This is a genomic window from Heliorestis acidaminivorans, from assembly GCF_008933955.1.
Classification (GTDB): Bacteria; Bacillota; Desulfitobacteriia; order Heliobacteriales; family Heliobacteriaceae; genus Heliorestis; species Heliorestis acidaminivorans.
In genome coordinates, this window is the sequence record NZ_WBXO01000007.1 from 60,825 (window position 1) to 81,809 (window position 20,985).

At 39.5% G+C, this 20,985-nt stretch carries 19 protein-coding genes, 1 pseudogene and 1 riboswitch; of the genes and pseudogenes, 8 read left to right on the forward strand and 12 right to left on the reverse strand.

Going from position 1 to position 20,985, the window contains the following annotated elements:
• The first annotated feature begins 51 nt into the window (after positions 1–51).
• From F9B85_RS09885 to F9B85_RS09895, 3 genes are read left to right on the forward strand one after another with little or no spacing between them, the layout of a single operon-like run.
• Complete coding sequence (locus F9B85_RS09885; RefSeq protein ID WP_151620434.1) at positions 52–1,179, forward strand: FIST signal transduction protein; 1,128 nt, start codon at positions 52–54, stop codon at positions 1,177–1,179.
• A complete protein-coding gene (locus F9B85_RS09890; RefSeq protein ID WP_151620436.1) occupies positions 1,166–2,497 on the forward strand; it encodes a sensor histidine kinase in 1,332 nt (443 codons plus the stop codon). Before F9B85_RS09885 ends, F9B85_RS09890 begins: the two co-directional genes overlap by 14 nt.
• Positions 2,498–2,528: 31 nt before the next feature.
• Positions 2,529–4,250: a two-component system response regulator gene (locus F9B85_RS09895; protein WP_151620438.1), complete on the forward strand. Its 1,722-nt coding sequence runs from the start codon at positions 2,529–2,531 to the stop codon at positions 4,248–4,250.
• On the opposite strand, the gene F9B85_RS09900 is transcribed toward F9B85_RS09895, so the two are convergent.
• The 10 genes from F9B85_RS09900 to bioB all read right to left on the reverse strand — a co-directional run bounded on the left by F9B85_RS09900 (position 4,209) and on the right by bioB (position 13,432).
• Complete coding sequence (locus tag F9B85_RS09900) at positions 4,209–4,964, reverse strand: energy-coupling factor ABC transporter ATP-binding protein (RefSeq protein ID WP_151620440.1); 756 nt, start codon at positions 4,962–4,964, stop codon at positions 4,209–4,211. The two genes, F9B85_RS09895 and F9B85_RS09900, sit on opposite strands and share 42 nt — an antisense overlap.
• A 51-nt stretch (positions 4,965–5,015) precedes the next feature.
• The gene (gene cbiQ / locus F9B85_RS09905) at positions 5,016–5,762 is read right to left on the reverse strand and encodes a cobalt ECF transporter T component CbiQ (RefSeq protein ID WP_151620442.1); all 747 of its coding nucleotides are present in this window, start codon (positions 5,760–5,762) and stop codon (positions 5,016–5,018) included.
• Between the two features lie 67 nt (positions 5,763–5,829).
• Positions 5,830–6,510, reverse strand: coding sequence for a cobalt transporter CbiM (cbiM, locus tag F9B85_RS09910; RefSeq protein WP_151620444.1), 681 nt, complete (start codon positions 6,508–6,510; stop codon positions 5,830–5,832).
• Complete coding sequence (locus F9B85_RS09915) at positions 6,497–6,955, reverse strand: carboxypeptidase regulatory-like domain-containing protein (protein ID WP_151620446.1); 459 nt, start codon at positions 6,953–6,955, stop codon at positions 6,497–6,499. Before F9B85_RS09915 ends, cbiM begins: the two co-directional genes overlap by 14 nt.
• Before the next feature lie 193 nt (positions 6,956–7,148).
• Positions 7,149–7,349, reverse strand: a riboswitch (cobalamin riboswitch).
• Between the two features lie 166 nt (positions 7,350–7,515).
• The gene (gene bioA / locus F9B85_RS09920; RefSeq protein ID WP_151620448.1) at positions 7,516–8,871 is read right to left on the reverse strand and encodes an adenosylmethionine--8-amino-7-oxononanoate transaminase; all 1,356 of its coding nucleotides are present in this window, start codon (positions 8,869–8,871) and stop codon (positions 7,516–7,518) included.
• Positions 8,872–8,930: 59 nt separating this feature from the next.
• Complete coding sequence (gene bioC / locus F9B85_RS09925; RefSeq protein WP_151620450.1) at positions 8,931–9,773, reverse strand: malonyl-ACP O-methyltransferase BioC; 843 nt, start codon at positions 9,771–9,773, stop codon at positions 8,931–8,933.
• Complete coding sequence (locus F9B85_RS09930; RefSeq protein ID WP_151620452.1) at positions 9,770–10,558, reverse strand: alpha/beta fold hydrolase; 789 nt, start codon at positions 10,556–10,558, stop codon at positions 9,770–9,772. The genes bioC and F9B85_RS09930 overlap by 4 nt, the downstream gene beginning before the upstream one ends.
• Entirely contained in the window at positions 10,555–11,742 is a 1,188-nt protein-coding gene (bioF, locus tag F9B85_RS09935) for an 8-amino-7-oxononanoate synthase (RefSeq protein WP_341474392.1), read from the reverse strand. Before bioF ends, F9B85_RS09930 begins: the two co-directional genes overlap by 4 nt.
• Positions 11,735–12,463, reverse strand: coding sequence for a dethiobiotin synthase (gene bioD, locus F9B85_RS09940; RefSeq protein WP_151620454.1), 729 nt, complete (start codon positions 12,461–12,463; stop codon positions 11,735–11,737). Before bioD ends, bioF begins: the two co-directional genes overlap by 8 nt.
• Before the next feature lie 3 nt (positions 12,464–12,466).
• A complete protein-coding gene (gene bioB / locus F9B85_RS09945) occupies positions 12,467–13,432 on the reverse strand; it encodes a biotin synthase BioB (RefSeq protein ID WP_151620456.1) in 966 nt (321 codons plus the stop codon).
• 603 nt (positions 13,433–14,035) lie between these two features.
• Here bioB and F9B85_RS09950 point away from each other — a divergent pair.
• A complete protein-coding gene (locus F9B85_RS09950; RefSeq protein WP_151620458.1) occupies positions 14,036–15,175 on the forward strand; it encodes a zinc-dependent alcohol dehydrogenase in 1,140 nt (379 codons plus the stop codon).
• 85 nt (positions 15,176–15,260) lie between these two features.
• Here F9B85_RS09950 and F9B85_RS09955 read toward each other — a convergent pair whose 3' ends face one another.
• Positions 15,261–15,716, reverse strand: coding sequence for a hypothetical protein (locus tag F9B85_RS09955; protein ID WP_151620460.1), 456 nt, complete (start codon positions 15,714–15,716; stop codon positions 15,261–15,263).
• Between the two features lie 314 nt (positions 15,717–16,030).
• Positions 16,031–16,522: pseudogene (locus tag F9B85_RS09960) on the reverse strand (manganese catalase family protein); the annotation flags it as partial.
• A gap of 123 nt (positions 16,523–16,645) precedes the next feature.
• On the opposite strand from F9B85_RS09960, the gene F9B85_RS09965 reads away from it, so the two are divergent.
• The 4 genes from F9B85_RS09965 (at position 16,646) to F9B85_RS09980 (ending at position 20,854) form a co-directional block, all read left to right on the forward strand.
• The gene (locus F9B85_RS09965) at positions 16,646–17,704 is read left to right on the forward strand and encodes a ParM/StbA family protein (RefSeq protein ID WP_151620464.1); all 1,059 of its coding nucleotides are present in this window, start codon (positions 16,646–16,648) and stop codon (positions 17,702–17,704) included.
• 16 nt (positions 17,705–17,720) lie between these two features.
• Positions 17,721–18,083, forward strand: a complete 363-nt coding sequence (locus F9B85_RS09970) for a hypothetical protein (protein WP_151620466.1) — start codon at positions 17,721–17,723, stop codon at positions 18,081–18,083.
• A gap of 211 nt (positions 18,084–18,294) precedes the next feature.
• Positions 18,295–18,876: a hypothetical protein gene (locus F9B85_RS09975; protein ID WP_151620468.1), complete on the forward strand. Its 582-nt coding sequence runs from the start codon at positions 18,295–18,297 to the stop codon at positions 18,874–18,876.
• A gap of 781 nt (positions 18,877–19,657) precedes the next feature.
• The gene (locus F9B85_RS09980; RefSeq protein ID WP_151620470.1) at positions 19,658–20,854 is read left to right on the forward strand and encodes a replication-relaxation family protein; all 1,197 of its coding nucleotides are present in this window, start codon (positions 19,658–19,660) and stop codon (positions 20,852–20,854) included.
• The last annotated feature ends 131 nt before the right edge of the window (positions 20,855–20,985 follow it).

The following is a 20,985-nucleotide window of genomic DNA, read 5'->3' on the forward strand; positions in this document are numbered from 1 at the left end:
TACTTTACTTCATATTGTTTTTTTGGTGTCTTTGAAAGTGAGGCTCTCGTAATGATTATAGAAAAAGCTACAAATGAAAAAATTCTAACAACTGTGGAAGAGTTAACTATACCGCAAGGAAAGACTTTGTTCTTATTACTAGGTGAAAAAGGTAACTATGACTTAAAAGAGTTACAAATAGCTCTAAAAGAACGTGGTATTTCCTTCTTCGGTGCTCTTTTTACAAGTGTTATTTATGGTCATAAAAAATACGATGACGGAGCTTTACTTTCACTCTTAGATTTAGAAGAGAAGCCCTATGTAATTGAAGGACTAGATAGTGATGAACCTAAGTTACCAGCTGTTTTTGAGGAAGAAGCGTTCGTAGAAAAAATGATGGATCGCACAGCCTTAGTAATTGTAGACGGACTCTCTTCCCATATTGCTACATTTTTGTCAAACCTATATGATCACTTTGGACCAGGTGTAAATTATATTGGTGGAGGTGCAGGCTCTTTAACTTTTGTCAAAAAGCCCTGCCTATTCACTGAAGATGGAATTTATCAGGACGGAGCAATTGTTGCATTTCTACGTCAACAAATCAATCTCGGTGTACGCCATGGCTGGAAAAAAGTAAAAGGTTTCTTGGTAGCCACGAAAAGTCAGAAAAATATAATTAGCCAATTGAACTGGCAAGATGCTTTTGCTGTTTATCGTAAAGTCGTGGAAGAAGATGCAGGCGTAGAACTAAGAGTTGATAACTTTTTTGAAGTAGCCAAAGGTTATCCTTTTGGCTTAGTCAAAGAAAACTTAGAATGCATTGTACGCGATCCTATTGCTATTAATGAAGAAGGCCATTTAGTATGTGTAGGAGAAGTTCCTGAAGATGCTAGTCTTGACATCTTAAGAGGAAAAACAGAGGAACTTATCGAAGCGGCTGGATTGGCGGCTGAAGACTGCTTTCTAGAAAAAGCTACTAATTATAGTGGATGTTTAATTTTTGACTGTATCTCAAGAGTGCTTTTTATGGAAAAAGATTTTGAACGTGAATTGACGGTTATTTGTAAAAGGGTAGAACAAGAAATGCCTCATACACCCATAGGGGCTCTTACGTTAGGAGAAGTATCTTCCTATGGCGATGGTTATTTGGAGTTTTTCAACAAAACCATTGTTGTAGGTGTTCTTTATGAGCGCCGCTGATAATATTTTCAAAAACCTTACAGTTCTATATGAAATGGCTCTTTCTATAGGCCAATCCCTTGAACTGGAAAAAAATTGTGATAATTTTCTAAAAATCTTATTAGCTCGCAAAAACTTAAGTTATGCCGCTGTTTGGTTGCGAGAAGACAAATTGTTACCACAAGGACATCCTAACCAATTACAGCTTTCTTACGGTAAACCACGTTACTTCATAAAAGAGCGCTCCATTAAAGAATGTGAGCGCTTACGAGAAGTATTTCAAAATAAAGATTACCTATCTATTACAGAGGGAAGCCCTTATTTTCAAGACTTTGTTCATGAAAATAATATCAAAAGCGGCACTTATGTAATCTTTCCACTGAGCAATCTAGGTTACCTAAAACTCTACTCTGTTCAGGCGAAAAGTTGCTTTTTTGATGAAAAAGAAATAAAACAACTAGATAAGGTTTTCAAAAAGTTTGCTATTTCTTTAGAAGGATGTATTTCCCATCAAAAGATGATTAAAGAGGTAGAGGAACGTAAGAAAGCTGAAGAAGAGCTTTCTCAGTTGAATGAAACCTTAGCAGATAGAATTGACAAAGAAGTAATTCGAAGCCGCCAAAAAGATGTAATTCTTCAACGTAATGCACGACAGGCGGCAATGGGTGAAATCATAAACTCTATTGCTCATCAATGGAGACAGCCCCTTAATAGTATTAGTTTAGCCGCTTCGAATATTCTGATTGATCTAGAGTTAGGGGAAGATGAAGAACAGATCAGAAAGTCCTGTGATTTTATTCTGCAAAGAGCAGAAGATATGTCGGGAACAATAACAGATTTCATGGACTTCTTTCGTCATGATCAAGTAATTTCAGATATAGATATAGAAGCATTATTAATAGATATAGGAGGAATGTTGCAAGCACAGCTTTTTAGCAGTAATATTAAGCTAGAGTGGCATATTCAAGAAGGTTTTAAGCTAAAAACTTACAAAAAAGAAATACAACAAGTTTTGCTTAACTTAATAACAAATGCAATTCAAGCTTTTGATGGTCTATCAAAAGAAGACAAAAAAATTAGTCTGACCATACGACAAGAGGGCTCTTACATAATAGAACTATACGACAATGCTGGTGGCATAGCAGAAGATATTATAAATAAAATATTCGATCCATATTTTACGACAAAAGAAAAAGGCCATGGCACAGGCTTGGGCCTTTCGATTTGCAAGAACATAATAGAAGCCAAATTACATGGTGAAATACAAGTACAGAACATAGATGGAGGAGCTCTCTTTCAGATCATACTGCCGGAAAGCCTAGAAAACCTCAATGACTAAATAGATTGACGAGAAGAGGAGTCAGAAGGCGATGTTTAAGGAATTACAAGAAAAAGGCAGAAAGCTCACCATATTGCTTGTCGAAGATGACGAGAATATAAGAATACAGATGGAAAGGATTTTGAAAAGATTTTTCCATCAAGTTTTCCTAGCCCAAGATGGCGAAGAGGGGCTAGAAATATTTCGTAGCAAATCCAAAGAAATCGATATTGTTATAACTGATATTGCCATGCCTAATATGAATGGCTTAGATATGGTGCAAGCGATGGAAGAGTACCGACTTAACCAGCCAGTTATTGTTATTTCAGCTCACAACGACAGTGATAATCTATTAAAAGCAATCAGTGTAGGTGTCGATCACTTTATTATTAAGCCTGTTAATGTGGATAAGTTGACCAAAGTTCTACATAAAGTGATCTTACAAAGAGAAAAAGAGATAAAGATTAAAAAATTAGAAAGATTATCAGTCGATAATTTAACAGGTCTGCCTAATCGCTTTGCCTTACTTCAAGATATAGAGGAAAAATCTCTGCTTGCCTTACTTCTCTTAAACACAGATTCTTTCAAAGAAATAAATAATGTTTATGGTTTTTGCAACGGCGATAAGCTTATAAAAGAAATAGCAAACCGTATAGAGGAACTAATAAAAGAAACACCTTTTAAGTGTTATCACTTACAAGGTGATGAATTTGCCTTACTTATAGAAAAAGGGAGTAATCTAGAAACAGATCTAGAGCTTTACGATTACTGTTTAGCACAAGCAAAAAGTATAATTAAAGAACTAGAAACAGTCCCTTTTGAGATCGAGGACTATGAGATTTTCCGCAATTTTTCTATCGGATTTGCCTGGAACGATAAAGTAAATAATGACGAATCTAATAATAAAGATTTATTACGTCAAGCTGATGTTGCTTTGTACCAAGCTAGAACAGATAATAAAAAATACGCTATTTATGATCAAAGTCATGGTCTAGCAAATGAGTTTAAAAACAACATTGAGTGGATGAAAAAGATAAAATACGCCATTAAAGAACAAGGAATTACAATTTTTTATCAACCTATAATCGATAACAAAACTGGGCAGATTGCTAAGTACGAATGTCTTGTTCGATTGAGAGATCAAGAAGGTATTATTCATTTACCTAATACTTTCTTACCAATTGCCAAGAAAACAAAAACATACTTACCATTGATGAAAGAAGTTATTCGAAAAGCCTTTCAATGCTTTGAGAATTGTCAATATGATTTTTCTATAAACTTGTCTATTGAAGATATATTAAACCAGGATATGCGTGATTTTATAATCAAACATTTGGATGACAATATTGATACAGCAGGCCGTCTAATTTTTGAGATTCTTGAATCAGAAGGTATTGATAACTACGAGCAAGTTATTGATTTTATTACAGAAGTAAAAAAACGAGGCTGTAGAATAAGCGTCGATGACTTTGGTTCAGGCTACTCCAACTTCTATCATGTATTACAATTAGATGTAGACTACTTAAAGCTCGATGGAAAGTTGATTAAGAATATACATCAAGATAGAAATGCTAAAGTGGTAGTAGAAGCTATCGTTAATTTTGCTAAAAAGTTGGACATAAAAACGGTGGCCGAATTTGTACATTGCACAGAAGTACAAGATTGGGTCTGTCAATTAGATGTAAATTATTCACAAGGCTTTCATGTTGGTAAGCCCGAGAGTGATGTTCACTCAACCTCGTCTGATATAAAACTTCCTAAGGCTTCGTCGTAATGAATGAGGAACTTCGAGTCCATACTGATGCATTAAATCGGTATGGGCCATTATTTTTTTGGGCAGACCATCAGCTTGAATAGTACCTTCTGCTAAAAGAATAACGCGATCACATAACTCAAGAAGAACTTCTAAATCATGAGAAGCTATCAGCATGGAACAATCTTGTCGCTTTTGCAATAAATTAATTAAGCGACGACGATAACGCATATCCAAATTAGCAGAAGGCTCATCTAGAAGCAAAAGACGAGAACCCATGGCCAAGATGCCAGCCATAGCAACCATGCGCTTCTCACCGCCGGAAAGCTGATGTGGTGGCCGTTCTAATAATTTTTCAACTCCTGTCTCAATAGAAGCAGAACGTACCCTTCTCTCTACTTCTTGGGGAGATAAGCCCATATTAGTAGGGCCAAAAGCGAGATCTTCACGAACAGAAGGGCAAAATAACTGATCATTTACATTCTGAAAAACCATGCCTAGCTCAGGGCGAAAAATGCCAGGAACAACAGGCTGATTGCAAAGTCTGATCTGACCAGAAACTGCTTTTAGAATGCCTCCTGCAAGCAAAAAAAGAGTAGTCTTGCCAGCTCCATTAGGACCGATAAGACCAACTCGTTCCCCTTCTCTAATTGTGAGATGGAGATCTTGCAATATTGGTCTTCCTTCTTCATAACAAAAAGAAAGATCCTTAACTTCCAAAACTGCACTTGTCAACTACTTCATCTCCTGTAAAAACTAGCTACTATAGTAATAACAGCCTTAGTCTTAGCCTAAGAGAGCAAAGACTAAGGCTACAAGAGTTACCAACAAGAATATCCATCGATCTTTGGACTCTGCAGAAAAAGGATAAGCATAAAAAGCATGTTGCCCATAGCCACGTAAGCGCATGGCCTTGTATATTCTTTCTGACTGCTCATAGCTTCTCACTAACAAAGTACCAAGCAAAAAAGAAGTCGTTTGTAAGGAAGAGGTAGAGTTTTGATAACCCCGTAGACGAGCCGCTGTTGATTGTCCTTCGTAATCATCTTGTAGTTGGAACAAGTAGCGATATGTAAATAGAAGCATATCTGCCATTAGCTCTGGTAAACCAAGAGAACGCATAGCTTTAATAACCAATAACATAGGAGTTGTAGCAAAAAGAATAAATACAATAGTTATTATCGAAAGGACCTTACCAGCTACTAGTAAAAAAGCTAAAAGTCCTTCTAACCGAAGGGCTAAAGGCCCTAACTGCCAGAGCACTGTTTCCCCAGCAAAAAAAGGTAGTACAATGGCCAGAGCTAATAAAAAAAAGGCAGGTACAAGCAATCTAGATAACCAGACCCGCCAAGGTAAGGAAGATTGAAGGAATAATAGAGCTGTAACTAGAGCCATGGCAGGAATTAGATGTACTTCTTGTACTAGAGTAAAAGCAAAAATTAAGAACATCAAGCCGATAAATTTATAACGCGGATCCCACTGGTGGAGCCATGAGTTTCTATGAACAAAGGGATCTAGCTTTAGGCCCACCATAGGTCACCTCCCCTAAAGTTCTTGCCATTGTTAAGATTGTATTTTGTATAATACTGTTGTCATCAGCCTACATATCTATGTGACTATCACTTTTGACGTGGTTAGTTTCACTTTTTAGTAATTCTGGCTTAACTCGAAGCAGAAAAGTTACTACCATAGCTGTTATTATACCTTCAATCAACGCCAATGGAAGATGAGAAAAAGCCATTACATAAATACCTGTCCGTGCCACATCATGATCAAGATGTGCTGGAAGCATTGATAATAACAAAAAAGTAGCCATAATAGTAGTTAACAAAACGCCTAGGCTTCCCCCTAGAAAGCTTAAAGTTGTCACAACTACTGGTTTATTAGACCAGTCACGTTGATGGCGTAAGTTAAAAAGAAAGTGGCTTAATAAGGCGGGAATTCCAACTAGACAAGCATTAATACCTAAGGTCGTCAAACCTCCATGTTGAAACATAGCCGCTTGAAAAAAAAGGCCTATTACAATAGCTGGCATAGCATAAAAGCCTAAAACAACACCCATTAAGCCACCGAGAATCAAGTGCACACTTGTTGGTGGAATGGGAATATGAATCAAGGATGCAACAAAGAAAGCGGCTGTAAAGAGGGCCGCTTTCGGTACATCTGAGCGCGGATCTTCTTTTTGGCGAATCTTATGTAGGGCATAGCCAGTTCCTAAGGCGGCAAGACCATAGCCGGCTAGGCCAACAGAAAGTGGTAAGATCCCATCAGGTATGTGCATCTTTATGGCCTCCTTGTGGTAGTGGACCACTTTTTCTTCTTGAAAAATAAAGAGCCGTACCTAAAAAGCCCCAGAGAACAGAGCCGATCATAATAGCTTTTTGCAATTTCGTTACACTGCTACTTGACCCGGATAAGGGCATATCATCGCCAACAGGGATATTAATCACAGCACCATGTCCGTCATGATTAATATGTACCTCCCAGAGACCAGGGCGCATCATATCAGGTGTAAAGCTAAAAAAACCTTCTTCGTCACAGTAAGTCTGCATCCAAGGTTCAGAGAGTTCACCGGGCGCAAAGACAGATACCTGACCACCGCTCATAGGCTCATTATTATCATAACGAGCTTGCAAGTTTATCGTAACTTCAGCCTGATATTCTAACCGCGTTCCATGAGCCCAAGCTTCCTTGCTTAGATCTAGATGAGTAAATGGTGTTAGCAAAAAAGCGTAAAAGATTATTAAAGAAAAGAGCTTTAAGCGTACTTTTCTTGAAAAAAAAGTTGCCAGAATTTCTCACTCCCCACATTAGATAGAAAACAAGAAAATCCTCACTTCTCCTTCGAGGGGAAATGAGGACGACTAAACAGATGCCCTATGTGCTTCTGCCGTCACCTCCCTATACTCCGTAGGTTCTAACGGTGATCAGAATCAGGCAGGTCTCCTGGCTTGGGTTCATCGTACTCTCTAACCTTCCCAGCAGAAGTACTGCCAGTGGTTAATTAAGAGAGAACATCCCCCGTCACAGTGGCGGGACCGCGTCGGCTTTGTTACCGAACTTCCCTTTTAACATCTTATCGGTATTCTAAAAACATGAGCTATATCATAACAGCAATGCTAGATAACTGTGAACCGATAGATGACCTGTTCTGCTTATTATGGAATTGATTGATTTTTATTCTTTCTACATTGTAGCTTTGATTCCTGCTAGGAGTTAGCAGGGAATGAGAAATAGTTAAAGAATGATGCAATCCTATATAAGTGTGCTTAAAACAATCAATATTTTAAGATAAACCAAAATATTCATTTAGAGCTCTAAAAGCTTTTGTAACCATAAATTCTATGTCTTGATCAGTAACAACATAAGGTGGCATGAAGTATAAGACATTGCCTAAAGGTCGCAAGAGTAAACCTTCTTGTAAAGCTTTTCTATAGATCTGATAGCCTACTCTTTGCTCCCAAGGGAAAGCCTCTTTAGTTTCTCTATCTGCCACTAGTTCTAAAGCGCCAATCATGCCAAGTTGTCGAAACTCACCAATGTAGGGATGGCCCTGGCAGTGGCTTTCTACAACTTCTTTGATTTTAGCAGACTTTAGCTTGTTTTGCTCTAAGACAGATTCGTCTTGGAAAATATTTAGTGTCTCCACAGCGGCGGCACAAGCTAGCGGGTTTCCTGTATAGCTGTGGCTGTGCATAAAAGCTTTCAGTTCTTTGTAATCATGATAAAAAGCTTGGTAGATTTCATCGGTAACTACAGCTAGTGATAGAGGCAAGTAGCCGCCTGTAAGTCCTTTGGAAAGACAGATAATGTCAGGAGAAATAGCGGCATGGTTACAAGCAAACATCTGACCTGTTCGACCAAAGCCTACAGCAATTTCATCGGCAATAAGATGAATATGATAGTCTGAACAGAGAGCTCTTAACTTTGTCAGGTATTGAGGAGGATAAATTTTCATTCCTGCCGCGGCCTGCACTAGAGGTTCAATGATAACAGAGCAGATTTCTGAGTGCTTATCTACAATAGTTTTTTCCATTTCCTCGAAACAGTCTGCTTGACAAGTATGACGTTCTTGGTCATAGGGACAGCGAAAACAATCAGGACCACTTACTTTGATGGTATCAAGGAGCATAGGTTTATAGATTCTATTGTATAAGTCAATGTCACCAACTGATAGAGCACCTAGAGTTTCTCCATGATAAGCATCGGTGAGAGCGACGAAGCGAGTCTTTTCTCCTCGACCTGTCTGTTGATGGTACTGAAAGCTTAGTTTCATAGCTACTTCTACAGCAGAAGAACCATTGTCGGCAAAAAAGACCTTATTGAGTCCAGCAGGTGTTATATTTACAATTTTTTCGGCCAACTCAATAGCTGGTTGATGTGAAAAGTTAGCAAAGATAACATGCTCTAGCTTATCAAGCTGTTTCTTAACAGCCTCATTAATTCTAGGGTTGCTGTGACCAAAAAGATTAACCCACCAAGATGAGACAGCGTCTAAATAGGAACGCCCAGTAAGATCGTAAAGGTAAGGGCCTTCGCCTCTGTCAATTACAATGGGTGGAAATTCTTCGTAATCTTTCATCTGTGAACAAGGATGCCAGATATATTGTAAATCTTTTTTTTGCAATTCTTCAATTTTCATAGTTTTAATATGTGCACGAAAAACCTGTCATTAGGTATTTTCGCGCTTTCCTTTCCTCTTTACTTATAAAGCTTAGGAAGGCCTGGGCTTTCTTTGGTTATAGTTAAGTAAAGACAATGATAAGTTGCTCGAGTTTTGTTATCTATGGTAAAAGTGGCTTCGTATGTTTTCATCATTTCTTTGATCAGGCTGGGATTAATAAGCCGTTCACAGTTGCTATTACTAGCTCCGACTTTTTTTACAGACTTTAGAAAGTCTCGCACTGTGTCAAAGTATTCATATTCTTGCTGTTCTATAGCAGAAATGGTATAGCGGGAAGAGTCATTGTTCTTAAAGTTTTCCTGACAGAGAGCCTTAAGCTCAGCAGTGCTGATAAACTTCTGTCCTGGTAATATGGCACTAGAGATCTGAAGCTTTTCTTTGGCTATTGCATAAGCATGGTGAAGTTCTTGGAAAGTATGGCTTCCAAAAGTTGAGAAGGTTAAGATAGCATTATCTTTTAATAGGGAGTCTAGTTTGCGAAGCGTTGCTTCTAATTGGTTAAACCACTGAAAAGTAGCGTTAGAAATAATCAAATCAAATTTTTTATTTAGGGCTACTTCTTCTATATCAGCACAGAGAAATTCAATATTTTCGTTGGGGAGCTTTTGCTGAGCATATTCAATCATGCCTGGAGCAATATCGAGAGCTGTAATCTGAGCTTGCGGATAAAGCTCTAGTAATTGCTCCGTTAAGTATCCTGTACCACAGCCTATGTCTAAGATATTAAGTTTTTCTAAACTACGGAAAGAACTTAGGCTCTTAAGTAACTCATGAGCCATGGCTTTTTGCACTTTAGCGTAGCGATCATAGTTGATAGCATTTTTGCTGAAGTTATGACGAAGCACCTTTTTATCAATCATGCTTTTCCTTCTTTTCTACTAATCACAGAGCTGTAGAACAGTTCCATAAAGCTTTCAGGTTGGGTAATAAAAGGGGCATGACCAGCGCCCTTTAAGATCTGCAAGTTTACAGGTCCTTGCCATTGACTAGCTAAGTACTCTGATGCTCCTAGTGGTACAATGCTGTCTGCTTCACCCTGAATTAGCAAAAGAGGTGTCTTAAGAGCGGTCAGTTCTTTTCTACAGTCGCTTTGTATTAGATAATCGAGGCCTGTGATGAGTGTTTTTGTTTCATAGGAGCTACCATGATTTGCTAGTGAGTAGTAAAAATTTTGATTAGATTTTTCCTGTTCTGAAAAGATGGAAGTATAGAAGTTGTGAAGTGTCTTTTCCTTATCTTCAAGTAGAGCTCTTTTCATTTTTTCGATAGCTAAGGGAGACCAACCGTGAAGATAATTGCTTTTCCGATCTCTTGTGAATCTACTTGTACCGCTGACCAGAATGAGCTGGTTAAGTTGAAGGGCCTGTGGTCCTTGACGTTCCTTGCACTCTTGTAAATCATAGGCCACTTGAATAGCTAAGAGGCTTCCTAAAGACCAGCCAAGCAGTGAAAAGGATTCCTGATGACTCACATTTTTTTCGATAAAAGTAGTAACTGCTCTAAAGTAATCGTCAATATTATATAAGCCTTGCCAATGAAAGGGGCAGAGGTCAAATTTTTCTGATAAAAAAGGAGCAATGGTGTTCCAGACGGAAGAATCCATGGCCCAGCCAGGTAAGAGAATTAACTTTTCTTTTTTGCTCATTTTATCAAATTCAGCTCTTTCCCAATGGTATAAATCTTTTCAAGGGCTAAGGATAAATCTTCGTAGCTATGTGTTGCCATAATCGAAAAGCGTAACCTGCTTGTGCCCTGAGGGACTGTAGGTGGTCTGATGGCAGGCACATAAAGGCCAGCTTCAAAAAGAAGCTTGCTATATTGCAAAGCTAAGTCTGCTTCGCCAATTAAGAGAGGTATGATAGGAGTATCGTTCATCGGTACTTGAAAGCCCATGGTAGTAAGCTCACGACGAAACCATTGAGACTTTTCGCTTAGACTTTTACGTCTTTCTCCATCTTCTTGAATAATCTCTAAAGCTTTTAGCGAAATAGCAATAGTGTGAGGCGCTGGTGCTGTGGAGTAGATAAAGCTTTTTGCTTTATGCCTTATGTAAGTTATCAAACTTTCATGGCCAGCTATATAGCCACCTTCGCTAGCAAAAGCTTTGCTTAAAGTACCCATTTGAATATCTACTTGATTTTGTAGATTATAATGAGCAACAGTGCCACTTCCTGTTGCTCCTAAGACTCCTGTGCCGTGAGCATCGTCAACCATAGTTAGGAGATTGTATTTTTTGGCTAGATCAACAATGGCAGGAAGGGGCGCTAGATCGCCATCCATACTAAAGACTCCATCTGTAACGATTAAGCCTTTTCCGTTAGTTCGGTGGTAGCGTTTAATCTTTTTTTCAAGATCTTCTACGTCACAATGTTTATATACTACTAGCTTAGCACCACTTAACCGACATCCGTCAATGATGCTACCATGGTTTAAGCGATCGCAGAAGATAACCCAGTCAGGATCAGCTAGTGCCGATAGAGTACCTACGTTAGTAGCGTAGCCAGTGCTGAAGACGAGTGCAGATTCGGTGCCTTTAAATGTAGCTAACTTTGCCTCTAGTTCTTTATGAAGCTTATAACTGCCTGTAGTAAGCCTAGAACCTCCAGAGCCAACACCAAATTCTTTAATGGTAGAAATAGCCGCTAATTTTAGTCTTTCATCATTACATAAGCCTAAATAGTTGTTCGAAGATAGAAGGAGTACGTTTTTGCCTTCTACTTCTGTATAAGGACCTTGAGCGCTATCAAGGTAAAGCATGTTCCGGTACAGGTTTTTTGACTTTAGCTTTTCTAAAGCCGCTGTGAAGTCGTATATCTCCGAACTATTCATGGGTTAGCCCCTGACCTTTAGTTAGGAAAGCTTCAAGATTTTCAGCTTTGCTAAAAATTTCTTTCAAGTTACCCGATTCAAGCTTTTCAACGTTCAATGCTTCCACAGCAGGTAGGACAGCAAGGACTGGAACAGAAGTCATTTTCCTGATAGTTTCAATATTGTTGTCTTCTAGCATGCTTCCCTTGTAACCATTAAAAAGGATACCTTCAATAGGGATACCCATCTGTTCGGCAACCTTTAAGGTTAATGTAGTATGGTTTATCGTTCCTAAAGTAGTTCGAGTTACTAAAAGACAGCTTATGTTGAGATCTTTAATAAATTCATACTGCATATATTCTGTCGTTAAAGGTACAGCTAGACCGCCACAACCTTCGACGATTAGATAATCGTATTTGCTTTTTAAGAGTTCGTATTTTTTAAGAATTGCAGGAATGTGGATAGGTTTATTTTCTAGTGGAGAAGCCAAGTGAGGAGAAACAGGTGTTTTGAATCGATATGGGTTGATGAGGTTATCATCTTCTTGAAGGCCTGAGACTTTTTTTACAAAGGAGAGATCGTAAGAAAAGATCTCTCCATCTTCCTCAATAGCACCACTAGAGATAGGTTTGAAGTAGCAAGCTTGATGACCTTTGTTCAGAAGCTGGTACATCAGGCCAGCAGATACTACTGTTTTGCCTACATCGGTATCTGTTCCGAGGATAAAGATAGCTTTGGTCAAGATCTAAACCTCCAGACCTGCGTCTTTGATCATTTTTATATCTTCGTCAATAGATTTGCCTAAGGTTGTCAAGAAGTTACCTACTAAAGCCGCATTAACACCAGCTTGGAAGCCTTTTTTCTGTTCCTCACCTAAGGCACTTCTTCCACCAGCATAGCGAATTGTGCTGTAAGGAATGACTAAGCGGAATAGGGCGATAGTTTTTAGTATTTCCTCTGGGGAGAGGATAGGCATGTTTTCTAAGGGTGTACCCTTTATTGGGTTAAGGATGTTAATAGGAATTGATTGCACAGCTAGTTCTCTTAACTCAAAAGCCATCTTTAAGCGATCTTCCATTGTTTCGCCCATACCAATGATGCCGCCACAGCATACATCAAGTCCTGCTTTTAAGGCATTTTGAATCGTATCGATGCGATCATCATAGCTATGGCTGTCGCAGATGTTTTTATAAAAATCGCGACAAGTCTCTATGTTGTGATGATAGGAAGTAATACCAGCAGTTTTTAACTGAAGCGCTTGCTCATAAGAGATGCTACCTAAAGAGGCACAAAGAAGTAAATTAGTTTCGGATCGCAAAGCTTTGATCATTTCTAGTACTTTTTCGAAGTCTTGCTTTGATAAACTGCCGCCGCTAGTAACGATAGAAAATCTATGTACGCCTGCTTTTTCATTCTCTTTGGCTTCAGCGATTACTTTTTCCATGCTAATTAAGGGATATTCTTGAACATTGGTGTTGTAGTGCACAGACTGAGCACAGTATTTACAGTTCTCAGCACATTTGCCTGACTTGGCATTAATAATCGTACAAAGGTCTACATGATCGCCTTTGTTTTGTTGACGCACTTTATTAGCTAGGGCAAAGAGTTCTTCGTTGTTAATTTCTGCTTGGGAAAGTGCAAGAGCTTCTTCGAAAGTAATAAGCTCACCTTGTTCAAGTTTTTCCTTTATATGTTGAAACAGTTGGCTCAAGACGGTCCACCTCTTTTTCTTCTATTCAGGTACTATCTTTTTCATCATAGCCTAGAGCAAAAGGCATTGTCAATTAGTTGGCTTAAGGAAGGTTGACAATTGGAACGGAATTTTTTATTTTCCCCTTTTTTGCTATGGCTATCTTTTTTACTGGCTATGAAGAAGTTTCGGAAAAATCTTGATTAGGGTGGAAAGTAGGAAAAGCCACTCCATAAAGGAGTAGCCTTTCTTTATTGCTGATTCTTCACCATAGGAACTTCGTTAATTGTATTGTTCTTATCAGTCTTTGTATCGGTACCAAGAACATCAGGGTTCACTTGATTCTTCTTTTTCTTTTTCGCCATTAATAACAACTCCTACCTAATAAGTTAATGAGGTTGATGGGGTGATGGGGGGCGTAATGTAATCACCTGAAAGTAGTATGAACAATTTACGCTAAGAGTTAACTAGAAAGAAAAGTAAAGATTGTGGAGACTGTCTTAGTTAGGAAAAAGATGACAAGCTTTACAAGCCTTTCTCTGAACTAACTAGCACAGACAGAGCTCTTAACGGGGTAAGATAAGTGAAAGGAGAGCCAATAAGCAAAAAAGTGGGTGTAGTTCGATGAAGGCTGTAACTTATCAGGGTTATAAAGACGTAGTTGTAAAAGAAGTACATGACCCTAAAATCGAAAAGCCTGATGATATCATTGTTCGTATTACGAGTACAGCTATCTGCGGTAGTGATTTACATCTTGTCCACGGCATGGTGCCCAACTTGCCTCACAATTTTATTATAGGGCATGAGCCTATGGGTATTGTGGAAGAAGTTGGACCAGCTGTCGAAAAAACGAAAAAAGGCGATCGTGTCGTTATTCCTTTTAATGTTTCCTGTGGTAAGTGCTATTTTTGTGAACATCACCTGGAAAGCCAGTGTGATAACTCCAATCCTCACGGTGAGGCTGGCGCTTTTTTGGGCTATTCAGAGACTTTTGGTGGTTATGCTGGTGGACAAGCAGAATATTTACGTGTTCCTTTTGCTAATTTTACCCCTTTTGTAGTACCAGAAGACTGTGAGATGGAAGATGAGAAGTTGCTCTTCTTATCTGATGTGATTCCCACGGCTTACTGGGGTGTAGAACAAGGCGGCGTTTTGCCTGATCATACAGTTGTCGTTTTAGGCTGTGGGCCTGTCGGTTTGATGACCCAGAAATTCTGCTGGCTAAAAGGTGCTAAAAGAGTGATTGCTGTCGACTACATTCCTTATCGCTTGGAACATGCCAAGCAAACGAATGGTGTAGAAGTGATCAACATGGAAAAACACGAAAACGTGGGACGCTATATTAAAGAAATAACTTCCGGCGGTGCTGATGTGGTCATAGATTGTGTAGGCATGGATGGAAAAATGACTACGCTAGAGCTGATAGAAACAGCGTTGAAATTGCAAGGTGGTGCATTAGGTCCTATCAATATTGCGGCCCAGGCAGTACGCAAAGGAGGTACTGTCATGTTGGTAGGTGTTTATGGTACGCGCTACAATGCTTTTCCATTAGGTGACTTTTTTGCACGCAATATCACTTTAAAAATGGGCCAAGCGCCTGTTATTCATTACATGCCGGAGCTTTATGAGCGCATCAAAAACAATGAATTTGATCCCTCAGATATCATTACGCATAAGCTACCTCTAGCAAAAGCTTCCTACGGTTATTCCGTATTCGATGAGAAAGCCAATAATTGTATTAAGGTCGTATTGAAGCCTCATTAAAAGATAGGTACAATAAAAATAGGACAAGCCGTCATCCACGATTAGGGTGCGGCTTGTCCTAGTCATGCCAAAGCGCTACATGAAATTACTTCGCTCGGCGCAGATCGCTTATCTCAGTCTCATGCTTACTTGATTTGTACGTAAGATCACGTAAAACAGCATAATGTTCAGCTTGAGTAGCAATGATCCGATCTAATTTTTCTTCAATGAGCTTATCGCCTTCTAAGAATCGACGGGCTGTTACCTGATATACTTCGTTAATCTGCTTCTCAACTTCGTCAAAGCGACGATTCATCTCTTTTTCTAGGTGTAATTGTCCTGCTTCAAGAATAGTTTGCCGCTCTTCGAGCTTTCGCTGGCCTTCTTCGAGCTTTCGCTGGCCTTCTTCGAGCTTTCGCTGGCCTTCTTCAAGCTTTTGTTGGCTTTCTTCAAGCTTTTGTTGACCTGCTTCAAGCTTTTGTTGGCCTGCTTCGAGCTTATTTTGGCCTTTTTCTAATCGATGGAGCGAATCTAGAATATGTTTTAAGATTTCTTCGTTCAAGTCTACCACTCCTTTCTTGGTAAATTTCACAAACTACAACCCGGTGCTGTACAATGTTTTATACTTGAATCACTTTATTACTAAACATCATTTTTCGCTGTAAACTCTAGAAATCATACATTAATTTTATCATTAATGAAGGCAGAAGTGGAAGCAATAAAAAGAATGAGAACTGTATTTCAAATGTTTTTATGAAAACACCGGAAGATCATCTTCATGACATAATAGAATCTATGAAAAAGGTACCTGCTTAAAAAAACAGGTACCTTTTTTCTTAACAATACTCTATCAAGAAAAATAACCAAAAAAATCCCCTAAAACACATGTCGATGACTCAACCGAAACTGCACATCATTCAAAGCTTCTCCAAAACGCTGGAAGTGCACAACTTCCCGCTCCCTAAGGAAGCGTAGAGCGTCAATTACACCAGGATCATCAGTGAGGTCAATCAAATGCTCATAAGTGGTACGTGCTTTTTGCTCTGCCGCCATGTCTTCATGTAAATCGGTGATAGGATCACCTGTTGACTGAATATAAGCGGCCGTCCAAGGCACACCGCTCGCATCGGTATAGAAAAGGGCATTGTCATGATGGGCATAATGCTCACCGAGGCCTGCTTCGCGCATCTTATCAGCAGGCACATCTTTGGTCAGCTTATAGATGAGCGTAGCAATTACTTCAAGGTGAGCCATTTCCTCCGTTCCTATGTCAGTTAGTAGGCCTTTAGCCTTTTTCGTAGGCATGGTATAACGCTGTGTCAGATAACGAAGCGCCGCCGCTAGCTCGGAATCAGGTCCGCCATACTGGTGTGTACCTAAAAAAAATTACATAAAAAATCCTGTTCTAATTTTATAAAAAGGCAGACTTCTCAAGCTGGAAGTCTGCCTTTTTTATTGAGGACAAGTATTTTCGCAGAAAGGGGTTTCATCATGTTTAAGATTGGTATTGACCTTGGCTATGGCTATACCAAAGGAATCAATCAAGAAGGAAGAACAATTGTTTTTCCTTCAATCATAGGCGCGGCCCATGATCGTATGACAGAGCTGTTTGGTCAAGATACAGGAACACTTGAAGCACTACATGTGCAAGTTAAAGACAAAAATAGTGACAGTGAGCATTTTGTAGGGGACCTAGCACGTAAAGAATCATTATCTTCGAGCTTCACGTTGGAAAGGAATAAAATAAGCAATGATAATACCAAGGTGCTTCTGTCAACATCTTTAGCTATGCTAGTTCCTTCTCAGAACGTTAGTTTACATGTTGTAACAGGTTTACCCTTTGAGCACTATCTAGACCAGCGTAAGGCTTTTGAAGAAGCCTATAAAGGGTATCAAAGTGAAGTGTATTTCCATGGTGGTCCACTCAAAGATTCACGCAGACAGATCCGAATTGATAGGCTAACCATATTCCCACAAGCAGCAGGCGCTGCCTATTCACTTTTGCAAACTGCTGAAGGTAAGATGCGATATCCGGAATTGTTTGTTCGTGGATCTATCATCGCTGTAGTAGATGTTGGTTTTAAGACGACTGATTATGTAGTTTTTGAAATGACACCTTCCCTTTCCCTTCGTAGAGATTTATCAGGAACTATTAATATAGGAATCTCTAGCCTCTATCGCCCACTACAAATTCTCTTTAACAAAAGAACAGGTGGGCAGATTGATATGAACGAAGTTGAAACCCTTCTGCAAACAGGAACAATCTTTTTTGCTGGTCAAGAAAGAGACTTCAGAGAAGATATTAAGCGAATCAAAGAGGCCGTAGCAAAAGAGATTCGAAATAAAGTATTGGCTTCATGGGGAAGCAAAGCAGATCTAATTCGCATGGTATTTCTAGTCGGCGGTGGCAGTAGAGAACTCGGAGAAGATCTAAAAACAATCCATCCATTAGCTAAGATTTTCGATGATCCGCAAATGGCAAATGCCAGAGGTTTTTTATCAGTGGCCAAGATGACGGAGTTGGCCGAAAAGAAAACAGGATCTGCTTGATGGTGGTGCTTGATTTATGCGTAATCGCCAGAAAGTCCAGTTTTGGGTGGCAGAAGATTCTGCTTTGTCTAAGGCTCTAGTAAAGCTTGATAAAGGTGAAAAAGGTCCTTTTGTTCGCTTACTCGCTGAAGAAGCACTTGTGAATCATCGTAATGCCTCTAATGAAGATACAATAGCAGTTCAGGTACAAAACGATGAAGTGTTAGAAGAATTACGAAGTATCCGGCACCTACTAGAAAGGCTGGTTACGAGGGTAGAAGAAGGAAGCCTTCAGGTTATTCAAGAGAACAATACTACTTCACCGGAAGAAAACAAGAGTGACGAAGATGAAATAGCTACTTTTTTAATGGATTCTATCAATGAAATATTAGGGAGTTAGAATAAAAGGCGATATCCCACCCATTTTGCTTGGGATATCGCTGTACTCCAATGTGTACTTCAGACAGTACTCCATAAAAAACATTACTGTAGCAATACGTAAAGGAATTTCATTAGCTTGCTTTATCCCGACTAATTAAATGGGGATACAATTGTACTCCAATTTATACTCCATTTTGTACTCCACTGGATACAGGGGGATATGTCAAAAAATGAAAGAAATCGAGCAATTAGAGCAGTGTTTAGAGCGGTTAAAGAAGGCTACAAGCATTTATCAGCTAGAGCTAGGCCGTATTTCTAACGAACTTGCCCGTATGCAAGCTCAGAACAGAGCGATTCCTGTGTTGTATGAAGACGGTAAGCTAGAGGTTCTACGTGAAGATGTCTTAAAAATCACTGTTCCTGAGTATCCAGGGCGATATGCTGATCTCTATGACAATAAGGGAAACCTCAACCTAGAAGCTATCAAGCAATCTAAGGACAGTTGGTTCGGGTACATTGGAAGTGCTGTGAAGATTGCGCGTTATACCGCCGAAGCATCAATGGGAATCCCATGGGATAGTGCATTTGTTTTTGTTTCTTATTACATGCCTGAAAACAGGGTCTGGGACGTTGATAACAGAGCAACATCTATAATCATTAACGCATTGACCAGAAACGGCATTGTCAAAAAAGACTCATGGGACTGCCTTAGTTTTGCAGTACAAGGATTCAAAGACAAGGTGAATCCAAGGACAGAAATTCTCATTATAAGAGATAAAGAGTATCTGCTAAAAGCCTTGTCATTTTCCTAATTCTATACGTCATGTTCAACCTTGATTTCGGTGTGACTTTACATGGTGTTATGAGATACTCTTTTTTGTGTTCATCAAAAGATAGTTGAATCTAAAAAACATTTATGAGCTTGATAAACCTTGTTGCATAAGGGTTTAAGCCACATTCAACCTTCTAATTTCAACCTTGAATTTAAGATAGGTGTTGGATTTAGATCAGTCCTATTGGGTGGCAATTTCAACTTAGAGGTATAGTAAGGTATCGAAAAAGAAAGGCAATCAAAGATGTATAGGGGTGAGGGTTTGTAAAAAGCATTGCTTTTACAGACCCTCTTTTTCATGCTACTTCAGGCTTGGCACGCGACAGCGGGACAAGCTTCACGCCCAGCCAAAAGCCATCGCAAAACTACATGCCCACCCACAAAGCGTTGTTCAGGAAATTGCAAATCAGAGATGGGCAAGCTCGGCACTCGACAGAGGGACGAGCGTCACGACTTAATAAGAAGCAGCGGTTTCATTTATCAAGCGGTAGTTTCTTCGTATCTATGCGGTGACCTGTCCAGCATTTTTCATGAACTAAGCCAAGCTCGATACGCGACAGCGGAGCGAGCAACACAATCAGAAAGCCGAAAAGAACAAAAGCACCACGCCAGTTTTCCTACACAAACAAGAAATAATCCACAACCAAATAAAAGTTGTGGATTATGTGGATAAGTTGTTGCTTTCATGCTCGACACGCGACAGCGAGGCGAGCATACGGAATTACTCTATGTGAAACCAACAGAAAAGGAGTGCAGCACCTTTGGCCGACAACCTAAGCAACCTAACGAAACGTGATAAAGATATACTGGTTACGCTGTACCATAACAGAACATTGACAATCAACCAAATCTATCGCATGTTCTTTCCACGTTCCCTAGAATATTGCTACAGTCGATTAAAAAAACTCGAGAAAGTTTTCGGTGTGATAAACGGAAAGGTCCTAAAAGCACCACTAGGCAGCCGAGACAACCCTGCTGGAACAGGCATCGAAGCGAAGTGCTATGTCCTAACGGAAAAAGGAATACGCCTAGCAGAAAAAGCTCAAGAACTGCCACAAACAAGGCAAGCCTGCTACAACGCCCCAAGTGACCAATCCAAACTTCGCTTACAAACGAAAATCAATGACGTATTGGTTGCCATAATCGAACATGGGCTATCTCAAGAGCTTGAGTGGATAGATTCTAGAACCTTAAAAGAACAGTACAGCTTATCGCGAAACTTGTACCTAGCTGGTGCTGTCGCTAAGCAAGGAAAGGACCCCACCTTACTCTGGTACCTACCAGAACACTCTACTGAAAGAGCGATAACAAATATCTTTAACCAGGTTAGTACCGTAGCAGACGAAGGAAGGCATCAAAACATAGCCGTTTTATGCGAAACGACAGTTGTCTGGAAAAACGCTATAAAGCATTACAAGAGCCTTCCATCCCACAGCCAACCCATCCTAAACAGGCTGAGTATCATTCATGCAAAAGATGTTCCTTACTTGCTCTGGCATGAAAGCGACCGTATGAAGCAGGTCTTAGAAGAAGAACTAGAGCAGATGCTCACACCAGCAGAATATGGAGAACGAAGATTTCGTTACACGACGAAAGAAGGTAAAAAGATTGCAGAGCTATTCATTTCCGATGTTCGTCATATCAGACAGATTAACCATTACACAGTGCAGCCAGGTTATGAAGATGATTTAATTGTATTTTATTGTAATCCTGATTACTTAGAGGTGCTAGACAAAGCCGTTCTAGATAAGGTTGAGCTACGGTTTGTCGGCTTCAGACCACAACCTTTGTTAGAGCCTGTCGTGTATGAGAGGGAATGGAAAAGAAATAGGCGAGTGAGCTTTACTGTCCCGGAAGAAGTGTATTCGAAGTTACAGAAAGAAGTGGAAAACAGAGGTTTGGATACGGTAGAAGAGTTTATAAGAGAAATGATTGAAGGGAAGACAGTCACGAACTAAAGGACTTTTTTTGTTGTGTAGAAGATAAGCTTATACCCCATTTATCCCCAAGATTGTGTGGGAGGTATCAGAATTTAGATTTTGAACAAAGTTCGACAAAATAGATAAAAGCGATATTGAAAACAAAGAAA